Below are 16,176 nucleotides of genomic sequence, written 5' to 3'. Positions count from 1 at the left end.
CCAATCCCGTGCTGCACCGCAACACGGGATTTCGCATCACGCCAGGCGCGTCGCCGGCTCATCGGTTTCCACAGGGGCTTCGCGCCGGACGACTTCCTCGCCCCGGATATGGACGAAATGCTCGCGTTCAACCGCCCAGTCGGCCAGCAGGCGCTTCGCCCGCGCCGAGCCGGTGAGCCGGGCATGCGTCTCGATCAGCTCGCGGCAACGGTCTTCGGCACTGGCCGACAGTGCCAGCGACACCACCGTATCGGTGTTGAGGCGGGCGTCGAGCCGGCGTTCCGGATCATGCACAAAGACATCGCCGCCCGTCATGCCGGCGGCGAAATTATCGCCGACCGGACCAATGATCACGGCAACACCGCCCGTCATGTATTCGCAGCCATTGGCGCCGCAGCCCTCGATCACCGTCTCGGCGCCGGAATTGCGCACGGCGAAACGCTGGCCGGCCTGCCCGGCGGCAAACAGCCGCCCGGAGGTGGCGCCATACAGACAGGTATTGCCGACAATCGCACTGCCGGTGGTCTGGTCGCGCGATCCGCCGAACGGGCGCACGATGATCGTCGCGCCCGACAGGCCCTTGCCGACATAGTCATTGGCGTCGCCATCGAGCTCGATACGCAAGCCACTGGTCGCAAAGGCGCCGAGCGACTGACCGGCCGAGCCGCGCAGTTTCAGGGTCAGATAATCCTCGGCCAGACCGGTGCCGCCGAACACGCTGATGATTTCCGAGGAGGTCCGCGTGCCGACCGCGCGATCGGTATTGCGGACCGCATAGTCGAGCTGCATCTTCTCGGCGCGGGCGAAGACCGGTGCCGCATCCTTGATGATCTGCTCGTCGAGGCTTGGCGCCACCGGATTGCGCTGCTCGCGGGTCGAGCGGGCTGGCCGTTCCGCCGCATCGGCGCGGGCCATGATGGCGCTGAGATCGAGATCATCGAGCGCTTCGGAACCGCGCGACACCTGGTCGAGCAGATCGGTGCGCCCGATCACCTCTTCCAGGTCCCTGGCGCCGAGCCCGGCGAGAATTTCGCGCACATCCTGGGCCAGGAAGGTCATCAGATTGACGACATGATCCGGGGCACCGCCAAAGCGAAGCCGCAAGTCATCGTCCTGGGTACAGATGCCGACCGGGCAGGTGTTGGAGTGGCATTGCCGCACCATCAGACAGCCCAGCGCCAGCAATGAGGCGGTGCCGATGCCGAATTCCTCGGCCCCGAGCATCGCCGCGATCACCACATCGCGGCCGGTGCGCATGCCGCCATCGGCGCGCAGGGTGATGCGTTCGCGCAGACCGTTGAGCGAGAGCATCTGGTGCGCCTCGGCAAGACCGAGCTCAAGCGGGCCACCGGCAAACTTGATCGATGACAGCGAGGCCGCACCAGTGCCGCCGACACTGCCGGAAATATTGATGATGTCGGCATTGGCCTTGGCCACACCGGCCGCGACCGCGCCAACCCCGGCAGAGGCCACCAGCTTGACCCCGACCCGGGCGCGCGGATTGATCTGCTTGAGATCATAGATCAGCTGCGCCAGGTCCTCGATCGAATAGATATCATGGTGCGGCGGCGGCGAGATCAGCGACACGCCCGGCGTCGCCAGACGCATTTTGGCGATGAAGTCGGTGACCTTGAAACCGGGCAATTGCCCGCCCTCGCCGGGCTTGGCGCCCTGGGCGACCTTGATCTCGATTTCGCGGCACTGGTTGAGATATTCCGCCGTGACGCCGAAACGGCCGGAGGCGATCTGTTTGATCGCCGAATTCATGTTGTCGCCATTGGGCATCGCCTTGTAGCGACGCGGATCCTCACCGCCTTCACCGGACACCGACTTGGCGCCGATACGGTTCATGGCGACGTTCAGCGCCCCGTGCGCCTCGGGCGACAGCGCCCCCAGCGACATGCCCGGCGTGACGAAACGGCGACGAATGCCATTGATCGACTCGACCGTGCCGACCGGGAGTTTCGGACCAAGCGGGCGGATATCGAGCAGATCGCGCAACTGGATCGCGCCCTGTCCGGCCACCGCGTCGCGATAGCGCGCCCAGGCGGCGGGATCATTGTGTTTGACGGCGCTCTGCAACTCGCTGATCGAGCTCGCCGTGACCGCGTGACGATCGCCGCTGGCGCGCTGGCGGAAGAAGCCGCCGACCGGCAGGCGGGCATCGCCGCGCCAGGCATGGCGATGCAAATCAACCGTGCGGGCTTCCAGTCCGGGCAGGCCAAGGCCGGAAATCCGGCTCACCACGCCGGGCAGATAGGCTTCGACCAGGGCTCGCGACAGGCCGAGCACTTCGAAATTGCAGCCGCCGCGATAGGAGGAGATGATCGAAATCCCCATTTTGGAGATGATCTTCAACAGGCCGCCATCGAGCGCCAGCTTGAGATGTTTGGCGCGGCTGCGGGCCTCACTGTCCTCACCGGCCCGGTCACGATTGGCGGTGACGGTCTCGAAGGCCAGATAGGGATTGACCGTCGTGGCGCCGAGCCCGATCAGCACGGCTGCGTAATGCGGATCGAAACATTCGGCCGAACGGACATTGAGCGAACAGGCATTGCGCAGCCCATCGCGCGTCAGGCGTGAATGCACCGCACCGGCGACGAGGATCATCGGCAGGGCGCAATGATTCTCGTCCGACTTGTGATCGGTCAGCACCAGATGCGCGGCGCCGTCGCGCACGGCAGCGGCCGCCTGCTCGATCACCCGGTCGATGGCTGCACCGAGGGCGTGGCCATCACCGGTCGCCTCGGCAACGGGCAGGAGGCAATCGATTTCCTTCACCGCCCCGCCCATCATCTCACGCCAGCGCCAATAGGCCCCATTGGTCAGAATCGGGCTGTCGAGCACCAGCACGCTGGCCCGGGCCTCGCCCTGGGCGAGGATATTGCCGAGATTGCGGAAGCGGGTCTTCAGACCCATCACCCGGCCTTCGCGCAGGGAATCGATCGGCGGATTGGTCACCTGGGCAAAGGTCTGGCGGAAGAAGTGGGACAGCGGACGATAGGTTTCCGAGAGCACGGCCAGCGGCGTGTCATCGCCCATCGAGCCGACCGCTTCCTTGCCATCCTCGGCCATCGCCGCGAGCACCAGTTCGATCGCCTCGAAGCTGAAGCCGGCAGCGGCCTGGCGCCGCAAACGCTCGTCATCGGTGAATTTGACCGGCTCCGGCCCGATCCCGATTGCCGGTTCGATATCCTCGACCTCGCCGAGCCAGCGCTGATAGGGGTGGGTCTCGCTGAGCGTGTCGAGAATTTCGTGCTCGCGATAGAAACGCCCCTCTTCGAGATCGAGCGCAATCAGCCGGCCCGGCGTGATGCCGCCGCGCTCGGCGACACGTTCCGGCGCAATCGGGGCCATGCCGGTTTCCGAGCCGGCGACCAGAAGACCGTCATCGGTGATGGCATAACGCATCGGACGCAGGCCATTGCGGTCGAGCCCGGCGATGGCCCAGCGGCCATCGAAGGCCGCGATCGCTGCCGGCCCGTCCCAGGGCTCCATCACCGAATTGAAATACTCATACATCGCGCTCCAGCCATCGGGCATGACGTCGGCACGCTTCGACCAAGCTTCCGGGATCAGCAAGGTCTTGGTCATCGGTGCATTGCGGCCGGCACGAACCAGGATCTCGAACACCTGGTCCAGCGCCGCCGAATCCGAGGCGCCGGGCTGGATCACCGGTTTCACATCCCGCTGCGCCTCGGCAAAGGCGGTCTCGGCGATGTGAGCCTCATGGCTCTTCATCCAGTTGGTATTGCCGCGAATGGTATTGATCTCGCCATTATGGGCGAGCATGCGGAAGGGCTGGGCCAGGCGCCATTCGGGGAAAGTATTGGTCGAATAGCGCTGGTGGAAGATCGCGAAGGGCGAGACGAAACGCTCATCCTTCAGATCGAGATAGAAGGCGTCGATATCCTCGGCGCGGAACAGGCCCTTGTAGATGATGTCATGCGGCGACAGCGAACAGATATAGAGCTCGCGCAGGTTTTCCTCGCGCGCACGCCGCTCGATACGGCGGCGGATGATGTAGAGCGTGTGCGCCACGGTGGCCGCATCACGGCCGCGGGGGTCACGAAACAGGACCTGCTCGATCTCCGGCAGGGTCGAGCGTGCCTTGGTGCCAAGCACGGCGGTATTGGTCGGGGTCTGGCGCCAGCCGTAAAAGCTGAAGCCCTGGCCGAGAATCTCGGCCTCGATAATGGCGCGGGCACGCTCGCGGGCGGCAAAATCGGTCCGCGGCAAAAACACCATGCCGACAATGACATCGCCGCGTTCCGGCTCGTGACCGGTGCGCGCGACGGCGGCCTTGAAGAAGTCCTGCGGCACACCAAGACGCAGGCCGGCGCCGTCGCCGGTGCGGCCATCGGCATCGACAGCGCCGCGGTGCCAGACGGATTTGAGCGCGTCGATCGCCAGCTCGACAATCTCGCGCCGCGGCTTGCCCTTCATGTCGGCGATCAGGCCGACACCACAGGCATCGCGTTCATCTTCGGACCGGTAGAGACCGGAGGATTCGAGCAGTTCCAGCCCCTCGCGGTGCCGGAGTTCAGACCAGTTGCTGTGTGTCATTCGGCGGCTCCGAGCACGCAAAGGCGATTGTCCAGATAGCTTTCGATCGAGCGGGCCGCATCGATGCCGTCACGAATGGCCCAGACGACCAGTGAGGCGCCCCGCTGGATATCACCGGCCACGAAGACACCATTCAGGCTGGTCATGCTGGAATCGGGATCGGACTCGACCGTGCCCCATTCGGTGAGGTTGAGTTCCGGGGCCTCGAACGCCTGGCGCAAATCTTCCGGCTGAAAGCCGAGCGCGGAAATCACCATGTCAGCCGGCAGATCAACGGTCTTGCCGGGCTCCGCCTCGGGCAGGCGCCGTCCGGATGGATCGGGATCGCCCAGCCGCATGCGCTGCACCCGCACACCTGTGACATCTTCGCCCTGGGTGAGGATGGCCAGCGGCGCCGACAGCCATTCAAACACCACGCCCTCTTCCTCGGCATGGCGCACTTCGCGGGCCGAACCGGGCATGTTGGCGCGGTCACGGCGATAGAGACAGGTCACCGAGCGCGCCTTCTGGCGGATGGCGGTGCGGACGCAGTCCATCGCCGTATCGCCGCCGCCGATCACGATGACGTCCTTGCCCTCGGCCGACAGGCGCTCATTGGCGGCCTGCGGATCGCCGAGGCCGTCGCGATTGGACCGGATCAGATAATCCAGCGCCTGGACGACATCATCCCCGGCACCCGGGCAGACCAGCTTGCGCGCGGCATAGACGCCGGTGGCGATCAGCACGGCATCATGCTGCGCCCGCAGGACATCCAGCGAAGCGTCGCGGCCGATTTCGAAATTGAGCCGGAACTGCACCCCGCCCTGGGCGAGACGGTCGAGCCGGCGCTGGACCACGCTCTTGTCGAGCTTGAAGCCGGGAATGCCATACATCAACAGGCCGCCGGCGCGATCGGCGCGCTCATAGACCGTGACTTCGCAGCCCGCTTCGCGCAGCCGTTCCGCAGCGGCCAGTCCGGCCGGTCCCGAGCCGATCACACCCACGCTTTGACCGCGCGGCGCACCGGGACGGATCGGCGGCACCCAGCCTTCTTCCCAGGCCGTATCGGTGATGTATTGCTCGACACTGCCGATCGTCACCGCGCCATGACCGGACTTCTCGACAACGCAGCTGCCTTCGCAAAGACGGTCCTGCGGACAGATGCGGCCACAGATCTCCGGCATGGTCGAAGTCGCCGCGGAAACCTCATAGGCCTCGCGCAAACGGCCGGTGCCGGCCAGCATCAGCCAGTCGGGGATATTGTTCTGCAGGGGGCAACCCGATTGGCAAAACGGAATGCCGCATTGCGAACAACGCGAAGCCTGCGCCGCGACTTCGAGAACATCAACAGGTTGATAAATCTCGAGAAAGTCGTTTCGACGTTCCGCTTCCGGACGTTTGCCCGGATAGGCCTGATCGATGTCCACAAATCGCAGCAAAGGCTTTCCTCTGTTCATTCACACTCTTTCGCAGTGCAGCACACCCGGGCCTCGCACTCAAGGGCGGGCCGGAGTCAGGCGGGGGAAGAATGTATCAAATTTTGTGACGGATGGAGATTTTTTTGCTTTTTCGTAGAAAGATTTCCTGTCAGTGCGGACAATTCAGCCAACATGCCGACCTGTTGAAATTGCTGCACCGCGTCATAGACCTCACACCGCTCGATGCCCGTCAGGCCCGGTAGAGCGACAATGACACCGGCCCGCCACGGCGCCAGACTCACGCAGCAAGCACAAGGGGAGTCGGCTTTGCCCGAAAAGACGCAGCGACATATTGACCCGATCGAGAAAATCTCCGTGGGCGACACGCTTGCCGACCGGATTCGCCAGCGCATCCTGCACAATGACATCGAGCCGGGCGCGCTGCTGCGCCAGGAGGCGCTGGCCTCGGCCTATGGCGTCAATCGCATGCCGGTGCGCGAGGCCCTGCGCCAGCTCGAGGCGGAGCCGGCAGGCGTCGAGGGCAAGGCTGAAGTCCCCGAAAAGCGTGTGGGGTGACAGGGGTGGGCACGCAGGCTAGCGTCCCGTCTGCACAGCTGTGGGGAGCAGGATCATGACGGGTTATCTGAACAGACTGGCCGCCGGCCTGACGATTGCGCTGATGGTGGCAAGCGCCCCCGCGGCCTGGTCGAGGGTCCAGACGCCGGGCTATGCGGAAACAACGGCTGACCTGTCCCGGCTCGAGGGCCTGTTCACCGTGCACGTCGATGAAGGCGATGGCCGCATCCTCGCCGAACTGACACCGCAGGACGACGGCTCGCTCGGACGCGTCATCTACACCGCCTGGCTCGCCTCGGGCCTCGGCTCAAACCCGGTCGGTCTTGATCGCGGCCTCGGCGCGGATTCGCAAATCCTGCGCTTCTTCCGCGTCAATGATCATGTCTTCGCCGAATTCGAGAACAGCCGCTACCAGGCGCTCGGCGCCGAAGCGCCGGAGCGCCAGGCGACAGAACAGTCCTTCGCCCGCTCCATCGTCTGGAGCAGCGAGATTGTCGCGGAGCAGGATGGCCACGTGCTGGTCGACCTGTCCGGATTTCTCACCCGCGACCCGATCGGCGCCGTCGGCCAGCTCGACGCGGCGGAACAGGGCAGTTTCACCATCGATGCCGATCGCAGCGCCGCCCTGACGGGCAGCGTCCGCGCCTTCCCGCTGAATGTCGAAATCGATGCCCTGCTGACCCTGGATTCGAGCGAGCCGGGTTCGGAAGTGCGTGCCGTGACGCCGGATGCCGGTTCGGTGACGCTGACCATCCACCATTCCTTCGCAGCCCTGCCCGAGGCCGGTTACCAGATCCGCGAGGCCGATGACCGTGCCGGCGCCATCGCCATGGAAATCTATGACATGGCGGCACCGCTCGATGCGCCGGTGCGGCGTTATTTCGCCATTCGTCACCGGCTGCAGCGCGTTGACCCGGCCGCGGCCTCCGGTCCGGTGGTCGAGCCGATCGTCTATTATGTCGAGCGCGGCACCCCGCCCCTGATCCGCGATGCCCTGATCGAGGGCGCCAGCTGGTGGTCGGACGCCTTTGCGGCGGCCGGGTTCGAGGATGCCTTCCGGGTCGAGCTCCTGCCGGAAGGCGCCGACCCGCTCGACTTGCGCTACAACATCATCCAGTGGGTCCACCGCCAGACGCGCGGCTGGTCCTATGGCGGTGCCGTGGTTGATCCGCGCACCGGCGAGATCCTCAAGGGCCATGTCATTCTCGGCAGCCAGCGCATCCGCCAGGACCGGACGATCTTCGAAGGCCTGCTCGGCACCGCCAATACCGGCACCGGCACCGCCGACGATCCGCTCGAACTCGCTCTCGCACGCATCCGCCAGCTCTCGGCCCACGAGGTCGGGCACACGATCGGCCTGCTGCACAATTTCGCCGCCAGCGCCAATGACCGGGCCTCGGTGATGGATTATCCGGTGCCGCGCGTCTCGCTCGATGCCGCCGGCGCGATGGATGTCAGCCAGGCCTATGCCAGCGGCATCGCCGCCTGGGATCGCGTCGCGATCAGCTGGCTCTATGCCCAATACGCCGACCCGGCCGAGGAAGCCGCCAACCAGGAAGCCATTCTCGAGCAGGCCCGCGCCGACGGCCTGCTCTACATCAGCGACCGGCATGCGCGTGGCAATAATTCCGGGCATCCGCTGGCCAATCTTTGGGATGATGGCAGCGATCCGGTTCAGGCGCTCGATGACATCATGGCGGTGCGGGCGACAGCGCTGTCGAATTTCGGGCCGCAAGCCCTGGCACATGGTCTGCCGGCGAGCGAATTGCGCGCCGTATTCTCGCCGATCTATCTGTTCCATCGCTATCAGGCCGAGGCCGCGGCCAAGACTCTGGGCGGGGTGTATTTCGAATACCAGCTCAATGCCGGCCCGCTGCGCGGCCTCACGCCGGCGCCGGCCGCGGACCAGCGGCGCGCCCTGGCATCCCTGCTGGCGACGCTCGACCCGGCGGCGCTCGACATCAGCGATGCCACCGTGTCGCAGCTGATGCCCTCGCCCTATATCGATTACGATGCGGCCGCGACGCGGGAGATTTTCGCCTCCTCGCAATATCCCGCCTTCAGCCGTGAGGATGCGGCCGCAGCCGCGGCGCGCATCACATTGCAGGCCATGCTGTCGCCGGCCCGGCTGGCGCGGATCGCCGAGCAGGGCGCGCGTGATCCCGCACAATTGTCACCGGCCGAGATGCTGGATGCGGTCGAGGGCGCCCTGTTCACCGCGCCGCGCGACGAGGCCGCGCGGCTGACGCCGCTGCGTAGTGCCATACAGGGCGAATACATCGCCCAGCTGCTGAGCGTGGCTGCGGGTGATGCCCGCACACCGGCGGCACTGGCGCGGGCCCGGCTTGAGGCCCTCGCCTCCAGCCTGCCATCGGGCCGCGCCGCCAGTGCGGGGCCGCGTGAGACCCGTCTGTGGCTGGCACGGCAGATCGAGGCCGGACTCGGACGGATGGATCGCGGCGAGGAGCTGGACGGCATCGAGACCGCCGTGCCGCCCGGCAGTCCGATCGGCGCCGCCAGCTGCTGGCATTGCGACAGTGCCGGCCTGCTGGGTCTGGGGCAGTGAAACGGGCCATCGGCGCAGGGCTCGGCCTGGTGCTCACCGCCCTGACGGCGGCCTGCCAGCCGGCAGCGCCGCCACCGGCCGTCAACGTCGAGTCGACAGCGCAGCACAGCGGCGTCGCGACCAGCCTGCGCGGGCTGACCGTTGTCGATGCGATGACCGCCTGGGTTGGCGCGCCCGATGGCGTGGTGTTGCGAACGATCGATGGCGGCCAGAGCTGGACCCGAAGCCGGATCGAGGCGGCGGCGGGACTGGATCTGCGTTCGGCGCACGGTTTTGATGCCGAGCACGCTCTCTTCTTCACCGCCGGCAGCCCGGCGCGCCTGTTCGAGACCCGCGATGGCGGCGCCTCCTTCACCCTGGTGTATGAGGACGCCGCAAGCGCGGCCTTCTTCGACGGCCTCGCCTTCTGGGACGACAGTCGCGGCATCGCGTTTTCCGATCCGGTGGACGGCGTGTTTCACATCCTGCTGAGCGAAGATGGCGGCCTGAGCTGGACCGAAGCGGACGGGCTGCCCGCCCCGCTGGAGGGCGAGGCCGGCTTTGCCGCCTCGGATTCCAGTCTGGCGGTCGGCCCTGAAGGCCGCGTCTGGATCGGGACCGGTGGCGGCGCGCGTGCGCGGGTCTTGATGAGTGATGATTACGGTGCCAGCTGGGACGTGGTGGATACGCCGCTGGCCAATGGCGAGGCCGGAGCCGGGATATTCTCGATTGCGGTGGCGGGCAATAATCTGGTCGCCGTTGGCGGCGACTATACCCGCGCCGATACGGGTGAGGGCGTGGCCGCCTATTCACTTGATCGGGGGCGGGTCTGGTTTGAACCCGCGAATGCGCCGACCGGCTATCGCTCGGGTGTGGCCGCCATTCCCGGCCAGCCCGGACATTTCCTGGCGGTCGGACCGAATGGCGCGGATCTCAGCCGCGATGGAGGCCGGACCTGGGAAACTGTTGCGCTGTCAGGCTTGAACGCCATTGCCTTTGCGCCGAGTTCGGCGGACGGCTGGGCCGTTGGCGCCGGGGGCCAGATCCAGCGCATCCGCGTCGATCAGGCCATGGAATAAGACAGGCTGGCCCGGTGGGGGAGAACACCGGGCCAGCCTGCTCGCTCAACTAGCCGCCGAACGATTGCGAGATGGAGAAGACGAAGCTGTCATCGCCGTCATCGGACAGTTTGTGATAGCGCACATCCCAGCCGATATTCTCGAACACCGTGCCGGAGAGACCGAGCTGATAGTCCTCGTAATCGGCACCGGAAAGGTCGTCGAATGTGCTGGAACCGATGCGGGCATCGACCGTCACGCCGGCCGGGAATTCATAGGCCAGGCCGGTTTCCAGATAGGTGGCCGGGCCACTCTCAAGGTAGAAGTCAGGCGAATAAGACACTTTGGCATCCCAGGCGAGCGGCCCGAGCGCATGCCCGACAGCGCCGTAGAATTCCCAGAAATTCTGATCGCCGCCAGCACTCGGGCTGTCAGGATAGCCGTAATAGATGGCGCCAAAATCGAGATCCCAGGTCCCGGCGGTGAAGGCGTAGCCGCCATAGAGGTCGAGTTCCATGGTGGTGTCGTCGCCGAAGTCGACGCTCGAGCCCCAGACACCGGCATAAAGGCCGCTCTCGTCAGAGAAATCGAACCCGCCGGAGATGGCCGGGCCGTTGTCGGTCTGGGTCACACCGCGGAAGATGTAGTTGCTGGTCAGGGCAACATTGCCCTCGATATCCTGGGCCGAAGCGGTGGCTGCGGCGGTGCTGCCGAGCAGAGCGGCGAGGGCCAGGCTGGCGAGTTTTGGTGTCACTGTTTTCATAACGCGTACTCCTCAAAGGTTTTTACTGGTGTCTCGAGACTGCCGCCGGGGCGGTCGCGATCGGGGTATCTCCGGTGCGCGCAGTGCCACCGGCGAGGATTTCAGACTTTGGCGAACGGTCGGTCCGGACCGTCGCGCCGGTACGGGTCGGCATGGGGGTGGATCGGCCTGAGCGGTCCCGGGCTCGCGAGCCGCGGCCGGCACCGCAGAGGTGCCGGACACGCTCGCCAACCCCGTTATTGAGCCGGGACCGAATCCTTTCCCTCCGGAGCGCTGAAGATGCTGCCTGCAGCGTGTCCGAGCTCGGACAGGTCGCCACCGACAATCTCTTCATCGGGTGAGAGGCGGATGCCGACAGTGATCTTCAGGATCAGCCAGACAACGAAGCTGGCGGTGAAGACGAAGGCACCGATGGCGCCGACACCGACGGCCTGGCCGTAGAAGCTGGCATCGCTATTGGTCAGCGGCACGGCCATCGTGCCCCAGATACCGGCGAACAGGTGGACCGGGATGGCACCGACGACGTCGTCGATCCGGATCAGTTCGAGCAGTTTGGCACCGAAGGTGGCGATGACGGCACCGACCGCACCGATCAGGATCGCATCCATGATGGTCGGGGTGAGCGGCTCGGCTGTGATCGAGACCAGGCCGGCCAGGGCACCATTGAGGCAGTAGGCGAGATTGGCCTTGCCGCGTCCGAGGATCAGGGAGAGGACGTAGGCCGTCACCACACCGCCGGCTGCTGCCATATTGGTATTGGCGAAGACCTGGGAGATGGCGACCGCATCAGCCGCCGAACCGAGCGCCAGCTGGGAAGCCCCGTTAAAGCCGAACCAGCCGAACCAGAGCAGGAATGTGCCCAGGGTTGCCAGCGGCAGCGACGAGGGCTGCATCGGGCTGGCATTGGGGCCGAAGCGGCCCGAACGGGCACCCAGCAGGATGGCGCCGGCCAGGGCGGCCCAGCCACCGGTGGAGTGAACCAGCGTCGAACCGGCAAAGTCGGAGAAGCCGAACTGGGCATCGAGCCAGCCACCGCCCCATTCCCAGGAACCCTGGATCGGGTAGATCGCGGCCGTCAGCACGACGACGAACAGGAAGAAGGGCCCGATCTTGACGCGCTCGGCGACGGCGCCGGACACGATCGACGCGGTGGTGGCGACGAACACCATCTGGAAGAACCAGTCGGAGGCCGAGGCATAACCGGTCGAGAGATCGATTTCCGCATCACCGGTCAGTTCGGACGGCGACCAGATGGCCGGAAAGCCGAAATAGGCGGTCTCGCCGCCATACATGACCTGGTAGCCGGCGAGGTAGAACATCACCCCGGCAATGGCGTAGAGCGCGATATTCTTGAGGCAGATCGCGGCGGCGTGCTTGGTGCGGACAAAACCGACCTCAAGCATGGCGAAACCGGCCGCCATCAGCATCACAAGGAAGCCGCCAATCAGGAATAACAGGGTGTTGAAGACAAAGGCGGTCTCTTCACTGACCTCCGCTGCGGCCGGGCCCGTGATGGCCAGGCTCGCGCCAAGCGCCGCGCAGCCGATGGCGGCCATCGCTCCATATTTCAGTTTCTTGCCACGCATGGCGATCCCCTTTTCAGGTGTGAAATTCCCGATCAGGCGTGACGGATTCACGCCGGTGACCGGCCTGCCCCATGGCAGAACGAAAATTTCTCTTGGATCCCGGGTGGTCCTGGGCCCTTGCCGGCCCGGGCCCGGCATGTGCCGGGCAGCTACCCATGATCCGCATCGCCGCTCGGCGATGACGGATCCCATATGTGCGATCTGTGGTCGGACGCGTTGGTGCGCCTCTTGATATTTGAAGGCTAGATCGGGAAATGCTGCGACGCAACAAATTTATCCGTATTCACGAAATATCGAAATTTTTCCCACTTGTTGCTCAGATAGACTCCTGTGACGCAATTTTCTGCTGCGAAAGAAAGCGCTGGCGTCGGCCGCCGCCAGCGAGTCAATCCACAGAGTCGCGACAACAGGAATGCCGCCCGGAAATTGCTGCAGCTGCTCAAAAGAAGGTCAACCCGATTCACCGCATTCGCTGAGACTGGCGCACCAGCGCCCGGAATCGGGCAGGCATGCCTGCTTTTGCAGCAGCCCGGGCCAGGCTCAGGCCACAATCAAGCCACTATAGGTGTGTCGTTCCGGGCAAATTATTGCGACATTTAACGCCGGCCAGAGCCGGAACGCACATTTAGTGCACATTTTTGCTTGCCATCGCCGCAAGGCCACGTCACCTTGCACTGCAACACAAGTGAGAAAGCCACCGCGTCATGCGTAACCGCGTCACCCAAGAGCCGATTATCTCGGCCGCCGTCCTGCCGGACGTGCGGGTGCTGTCCAGCGGCCTCCTCCTTCTTGTACTTATTCTCACCTCCATAACGGGAGCGGTCTCCGCGCCTGCCATCTAGCGAACGCAACTTGGCAGACACGAAAAACCCCGCTTCCGGAACCTGGAGCGGGGTTTTTCGTGTCTGCGACACGGGAAATTCTGATGTCGACTGAAAAACCGAAGACTTCCGATACCATCACGCTCGGCGCCGCACGCGCGCCGGCACGCGCCATGCTGCGCGCGACGGGCATGTCGGATGCGGACTTCGACAAACCGATGATCGCGGTGGTCAATACCTGGACCACGGTGACGCCGTGCAACATGCACCTGGCCGATCTGGCCGCTCCGGTCCGCGACGCGATCCGTGAGGCGGGCGGTGTGCCGGTCGACTTCAACACCATCGTCGTCTCCGATGGCATCTCGATGGGCACGCAGGGCATGCGCGCCTCGCTGATTTCGCGTGAGGTCATCGCCGATTCGATCGAGCTGGCCGTGCGGGGCCATTCGCTGGACGGGCTGATCGTGCTGGTCGGTTGCGACAAGACCATCCCGGCCGCCGCCATGGCGCTGGCGCGGATGGATATCCCCGGCTGTGTCCTCTATGGCGGCACCATCATGCCGGGCCGCCAGGGCGACAAGGATTTGTCGATCCAGGATGTGTTCGAGGCCGTCGGCGCCCATGCATGCGGCACGCTGGATGATGCCGGCCTGGCCGAGGTCGAGAAGGCCGCCTGCCCCGGTGCCGGCGCCTGTGGCGGCCAGTTCACCGCCAACACAATGGCGATGATCCTGTCGATGATGGGCCTGTCGCCGATGGGCGCCAATGACATCCCGGCACCGCATCCCGACAAGGCGGAGGCAGCGGCGCGCTGCGGCCGGCTGGTGGTCGATCTGGTCAAGTCGGGAACCCGCCCGCGCAGCTTCATCACAGAGGCCTCGCTGCGCAATGGTGCCATCGCCGCCTCGGCCAGTGGCGGCTCGACCAATGCCGTCCTGCACCTGGCGGCCATCGCGGCGGAAGCCGGCGTGCCCTTTTCGATCGATATCTTCGACGAGGTCTCCGCCACCGCACCGGTGATCACCGATCTCAAGCCGGGCGGACGCTTCTTCGCCCACCACCTCTTCCTGGCCGGCGGCACACGCCTGTTCGGCCAACGCCTGATGCAGGCGGGCTGTCTGGCCGATACCCCGACCGTGACCGGCAAGTCCCTGTTCGAGGAATTCGCCAGCGCCGTTGAATCGCCCGGCCAGCGCGTCGTGCGCACCGTCGCCGATCCGGTCAAACCCGATGGCGGTTTCCGCATCCTCTATGGCGATCTGGCCACCGATGGCGCCGTGCTGAAACTGTCCGGCCATTCCCACACCCATTTCGAGGGCCCGGCCCGCGTGTTCGAGCGCGAGGAAGACGCCTTCGCCGCCGTCGAGGACAACCGCATCCGGCGCGGCGATGTCATCATCATCCGCAATGAGGGGCCGCGCGGCGGTCCCGGCATGCGCGAAATGCTCGGCATCACCGGCGCCCTGGTCGGCCAGGGTCTGAGCGAGCATGTCGCCCTGATCACCGACGGCCGTTTCTCCGGTGCCTCCAAGGGCTTCGTGATCGGCCATGTCTGCCCGGAAAGCGTCGCGGGCGGTGCCATCGGCCTGATCCATGAAGGCGACACCATCCGCATTGATGTCGCCGCGCGCCGGATCGATTGCGATGCCGACCTCAATGCCCGCCGCAAGGGCTGGACCCCGCCTCTGCCCAATCCGATGGGCGGCGTCTTCACCAAATATTCCCGCCTCGTTGCACCGGCCTCGCAAGGCGCCGTGACAATCGAACTCAACACCACCCCGAGCTCACAATCATCCGAGACCACCCAGGAGACTTCCGCATGACCACGCCACAAACCCCTGCCACGCCCCGCCGCATGGCCTTCGAGATCGACACCGCCGCCTTCAAGGCCAAGCCTGTCGCCGTCATCGGCTATGGCAGCCAGGGCCGGGCCCATGCGCTGAACATGAAGGAAAGCGGTTGCGACGTGATCGTCGGCGTCCGTCCCGGCGGCAAGGGCGACCAGCGCGCCAAGGCTGATGGCCTGCGCACGGCGCCAATCCCGGATGCGGCGCGCGAAGCCTCGCTGATCGCCATCCTGACCCCGGACATGTCGCACGAGGATATTTTCCGCGACCAGATTGCCCCCAATCTGAACCCGGGTGATGCGGTGCTGTTCGCCCATGGCTTCACCGTCCATTACGGCCGCATCGTCGCGCCCGATGATGTCGACATCATCCTCGTTGCCCCGAAAGGTCCGGGCGATCTGGTGCGGCGTGAATTCGAGCGTGGCCGCGGCGTGCCCTGCCTGTTTGCCGTCCACCAGGACGCCACCGGCACCGCGCGCGACCGGGCGCTGAGCTATACGGCCTGCATTGGCGGCTCCACAGCCGGCGTCATCGAGACCACTTTCGCCGAAGAAACCGAGACCGATCTGTTCGGTGAACAGGCCGTTCTGTGTGGCGGCGCGACCGAGCTGGTCCTGGCCGGCTACGAGACCCTGACCGAGGCGGGCTACCAGCCGGAGGTCGCCTATTTCGAATGCATGCATGAGCTCAAGCTGATCGTTGACCTGCTCTATGAGGGCGGGCTCGCCAAAATGCATGAATTCATCTCCGAGACCGCGATCTATGGCGATCTGCGCTCGGGTCCGCGCGTCATCAATTCGGAGACCAAGGCGCGGATGAAAGAAGTCCTGACCGATATCCAGGACGGCACATTCGCCCGTGACTGGATCCTCGAGAACAAGGCCGGCAAGCCGCAATACAGTGCCCTGCTGCGCCAGGATCTCGAACACCCGATCGAAAAGACCGGTGCTGCGCTGCGGGCTGAAATGCCGTGGCTGCAAGCCGGTTCCAACACCTGAACGCGCTGACTTGGACCTG

General features: G+C 65.4%; 11 protein-coding genes. 6 read left to right on the top strand and 5 right to left on the bottom strand.

Features of this window, described 5'->3' with window-relative positions:
• Positions 1-36 precede the first annotated feature (36 nt).
• Genes gltB through ACN0YL_RS06465 form a run of 3 tightly spaced genes read right to left on the bottom strand, consistent with a single transcriptional unit; the run spans position 37 to position 6,265 of the window.
• Complete coding sequence (gene gltB, locus ACN0YL_RS06475; protein WP_417497404.1) at positions 37-4,566, bottom strand: glutamate synthase large subunit; 4,530 nt, start codon at positions 4,564-4,566, stop codon at positions 37-39.
• On the bottom strand, positions 4,563-6,002 hold the full coding sequence (locus ACN0YL_RS06470; RefSeq protein WP_417497403.1) for an NAD(P)-dependent oxidoreductase: 1,440 nt from the start codon (positions 6,000-6,002) through the stop codon (positions 4,563-4,565). The genes gltB and ACN0YL_RS06470 overlap by 4 nt, the downstream gene beginning before the upstream one ends.
• 56 nt (positions 6,003-6,058) lie before the next feature.
• Positions 6,059-6,265: a hypothetical protein gene (locus ACN0YL_RS06465; RefSeq protein ID WP_417497402.1), complete on the bottom strand. Its 207-nt coding sequence runs from the start codon at positions 6,263-6,265 to the stop codon at positions 6,059-6,061.
• 25 nt (positions 6,266-6,290) lie between these two features.
• Here ACN0YL_RS06465 and ACN0YL_RS06460 point away from each other — a divergent pair, with 25 nt between their 5' ends.
• Genes ACN0YL_RS06460 through ACN0YL_RS06450 form a run of 3 tightly spaced genes read left to right on the top strand, consistent with a single transcriptional unit; the run spans position 6,291 to position 10,163 of the window.
• Positions 6,291-6,539 carry a GntR family transcriptional regulator gene (locus ACN0YL_RS06460; protein WP_417497401.1) on the top strand — a complete coding sequence of 83 codons (249 nt, stop codon included), beginning with the start codon at positions 6,291-6,293 and terminating at the stop codon, positions 6,537-6,539.
• 55 nt (positions 6,540-6,594) lie between these two features.
• The gene (locus ACN0YL_RS06455) at positions 6,595-9,105 is read left to right on the top strand and encodes a zinc-dependent metalloprotease (protein ID WP_417497400.1); all 2,511 of its coding nucleotides are present in this window, start codon (positions 6,595-6,597) and stop codon (positions 9,103-9,105) included.
• A complete protein-coding gene (locus tag ACN0YL_RS06450; protein WP_417497399.1) occupies positions 9,102-10,163 on the top strand; it encodes a WD40/YVTN/BNR-like repeat-containing protein in 1,062 nt (353 codons plus the stop codon). The genes ACN0YL_RS06455 and ACN0YL_RS06450 overlap by 4 nt, the downstream gene beginning before the upstream one ends.
• A 49-nt stretch (positions 10,164-10,212) precedes the next feature.
• Here the strand turns inward: ACN0YL_RS06450 and ACN0YL_RS06445 are convergent, their stop codons facing one another.
• Together ACN0YL_RS06445 and ACN0YL_RS06440 are read right to left on the bottom strand one after the other, a co-directional pair.
• Positions 10,213-10,905 (bottom strand): TorF family putative porin, encoded by a 693-nt coding sequence (locus tag ACN0YL_RS06445; protein WP_417467611.1) that lies wholly within the window; start codon positions 10,903-10,905, stop codon positions 10,213-10,215.
• 236 nt (positions 10,906-11,141) lie between these two features.
• Entirely contained in the window at positions 11,142-12,491 is a 1,350-nt protein-coding gene (locus ACN0YL_RS06440) for an ammonium transporter (RefSeq protein ID WP_417467612.1), read from the bottom strand.
• A 704-nt stretch (positions 12,492-13,195) separates the two neighbouring features.
• Between ACN0YL_RS06440 and ACN0YL_RS06435 the strand changes: the two genes are divergently transcribed.
• The 3 genes from ACN0YL_RS06435 to ilvC all read left to right on the top strand — a co-directional run bounded on the left by ACN0YL_RS06435 (position 13,196) and on the right by ilvC (position 16,157).
• Positions 13,196-13,333: a hypothetical protein gene (locus ACN0YL_RS06435; RefSeq protein ID WP_417497398.1), complete on the top strand. Its 138-nt coding sequence runs from the start codon at positions 13,196-13,198 to the stop codon at positions 13,331-13,333.
• Between the two features lie 83 nt (positions 13,334-13,416).
• Complete coding sequence (locus ACN0YL_RS06430) at positions 13,417-15,135, top strand: dihydroxy-acid dehydratase (protein WP_417497397.1); 1,719 nt, start codon at positions 13,417-13,419, stop codon at positions 15,133-15,135.
• Positions 15,132-16,157 (top strand): ketol-acid reductoisomerase, encoded by a 1,026-nt coding sequence (gene ilvC, locus ACN0YL_RS06425; RefSeq protein WP_417467615.1) that lies wholly within the window; start codon positions 15,132-15,134, stop codon positions 16,155-16,157. Before ACN0YL_RS06430 ends, ilvC begins: the two co-directional genes overlap by 4 nt.
• Positions 16,158-16,176: the final 19 nt, after the last annotated feature.

Origin of the sequence: Maricaulis sp., from assembly GCF_048269565.1 — a bacterium.
Lineage (GTDB): Bacteria > Pseudomonadota > Alphaproteobacteria > Caulobacterales > Maricaulaceae > Maricaulis.
Note: the sequence above shows the minus strand (reverse complement) of the source record. Positions and strands in the feature narration are given on the sequence as shown.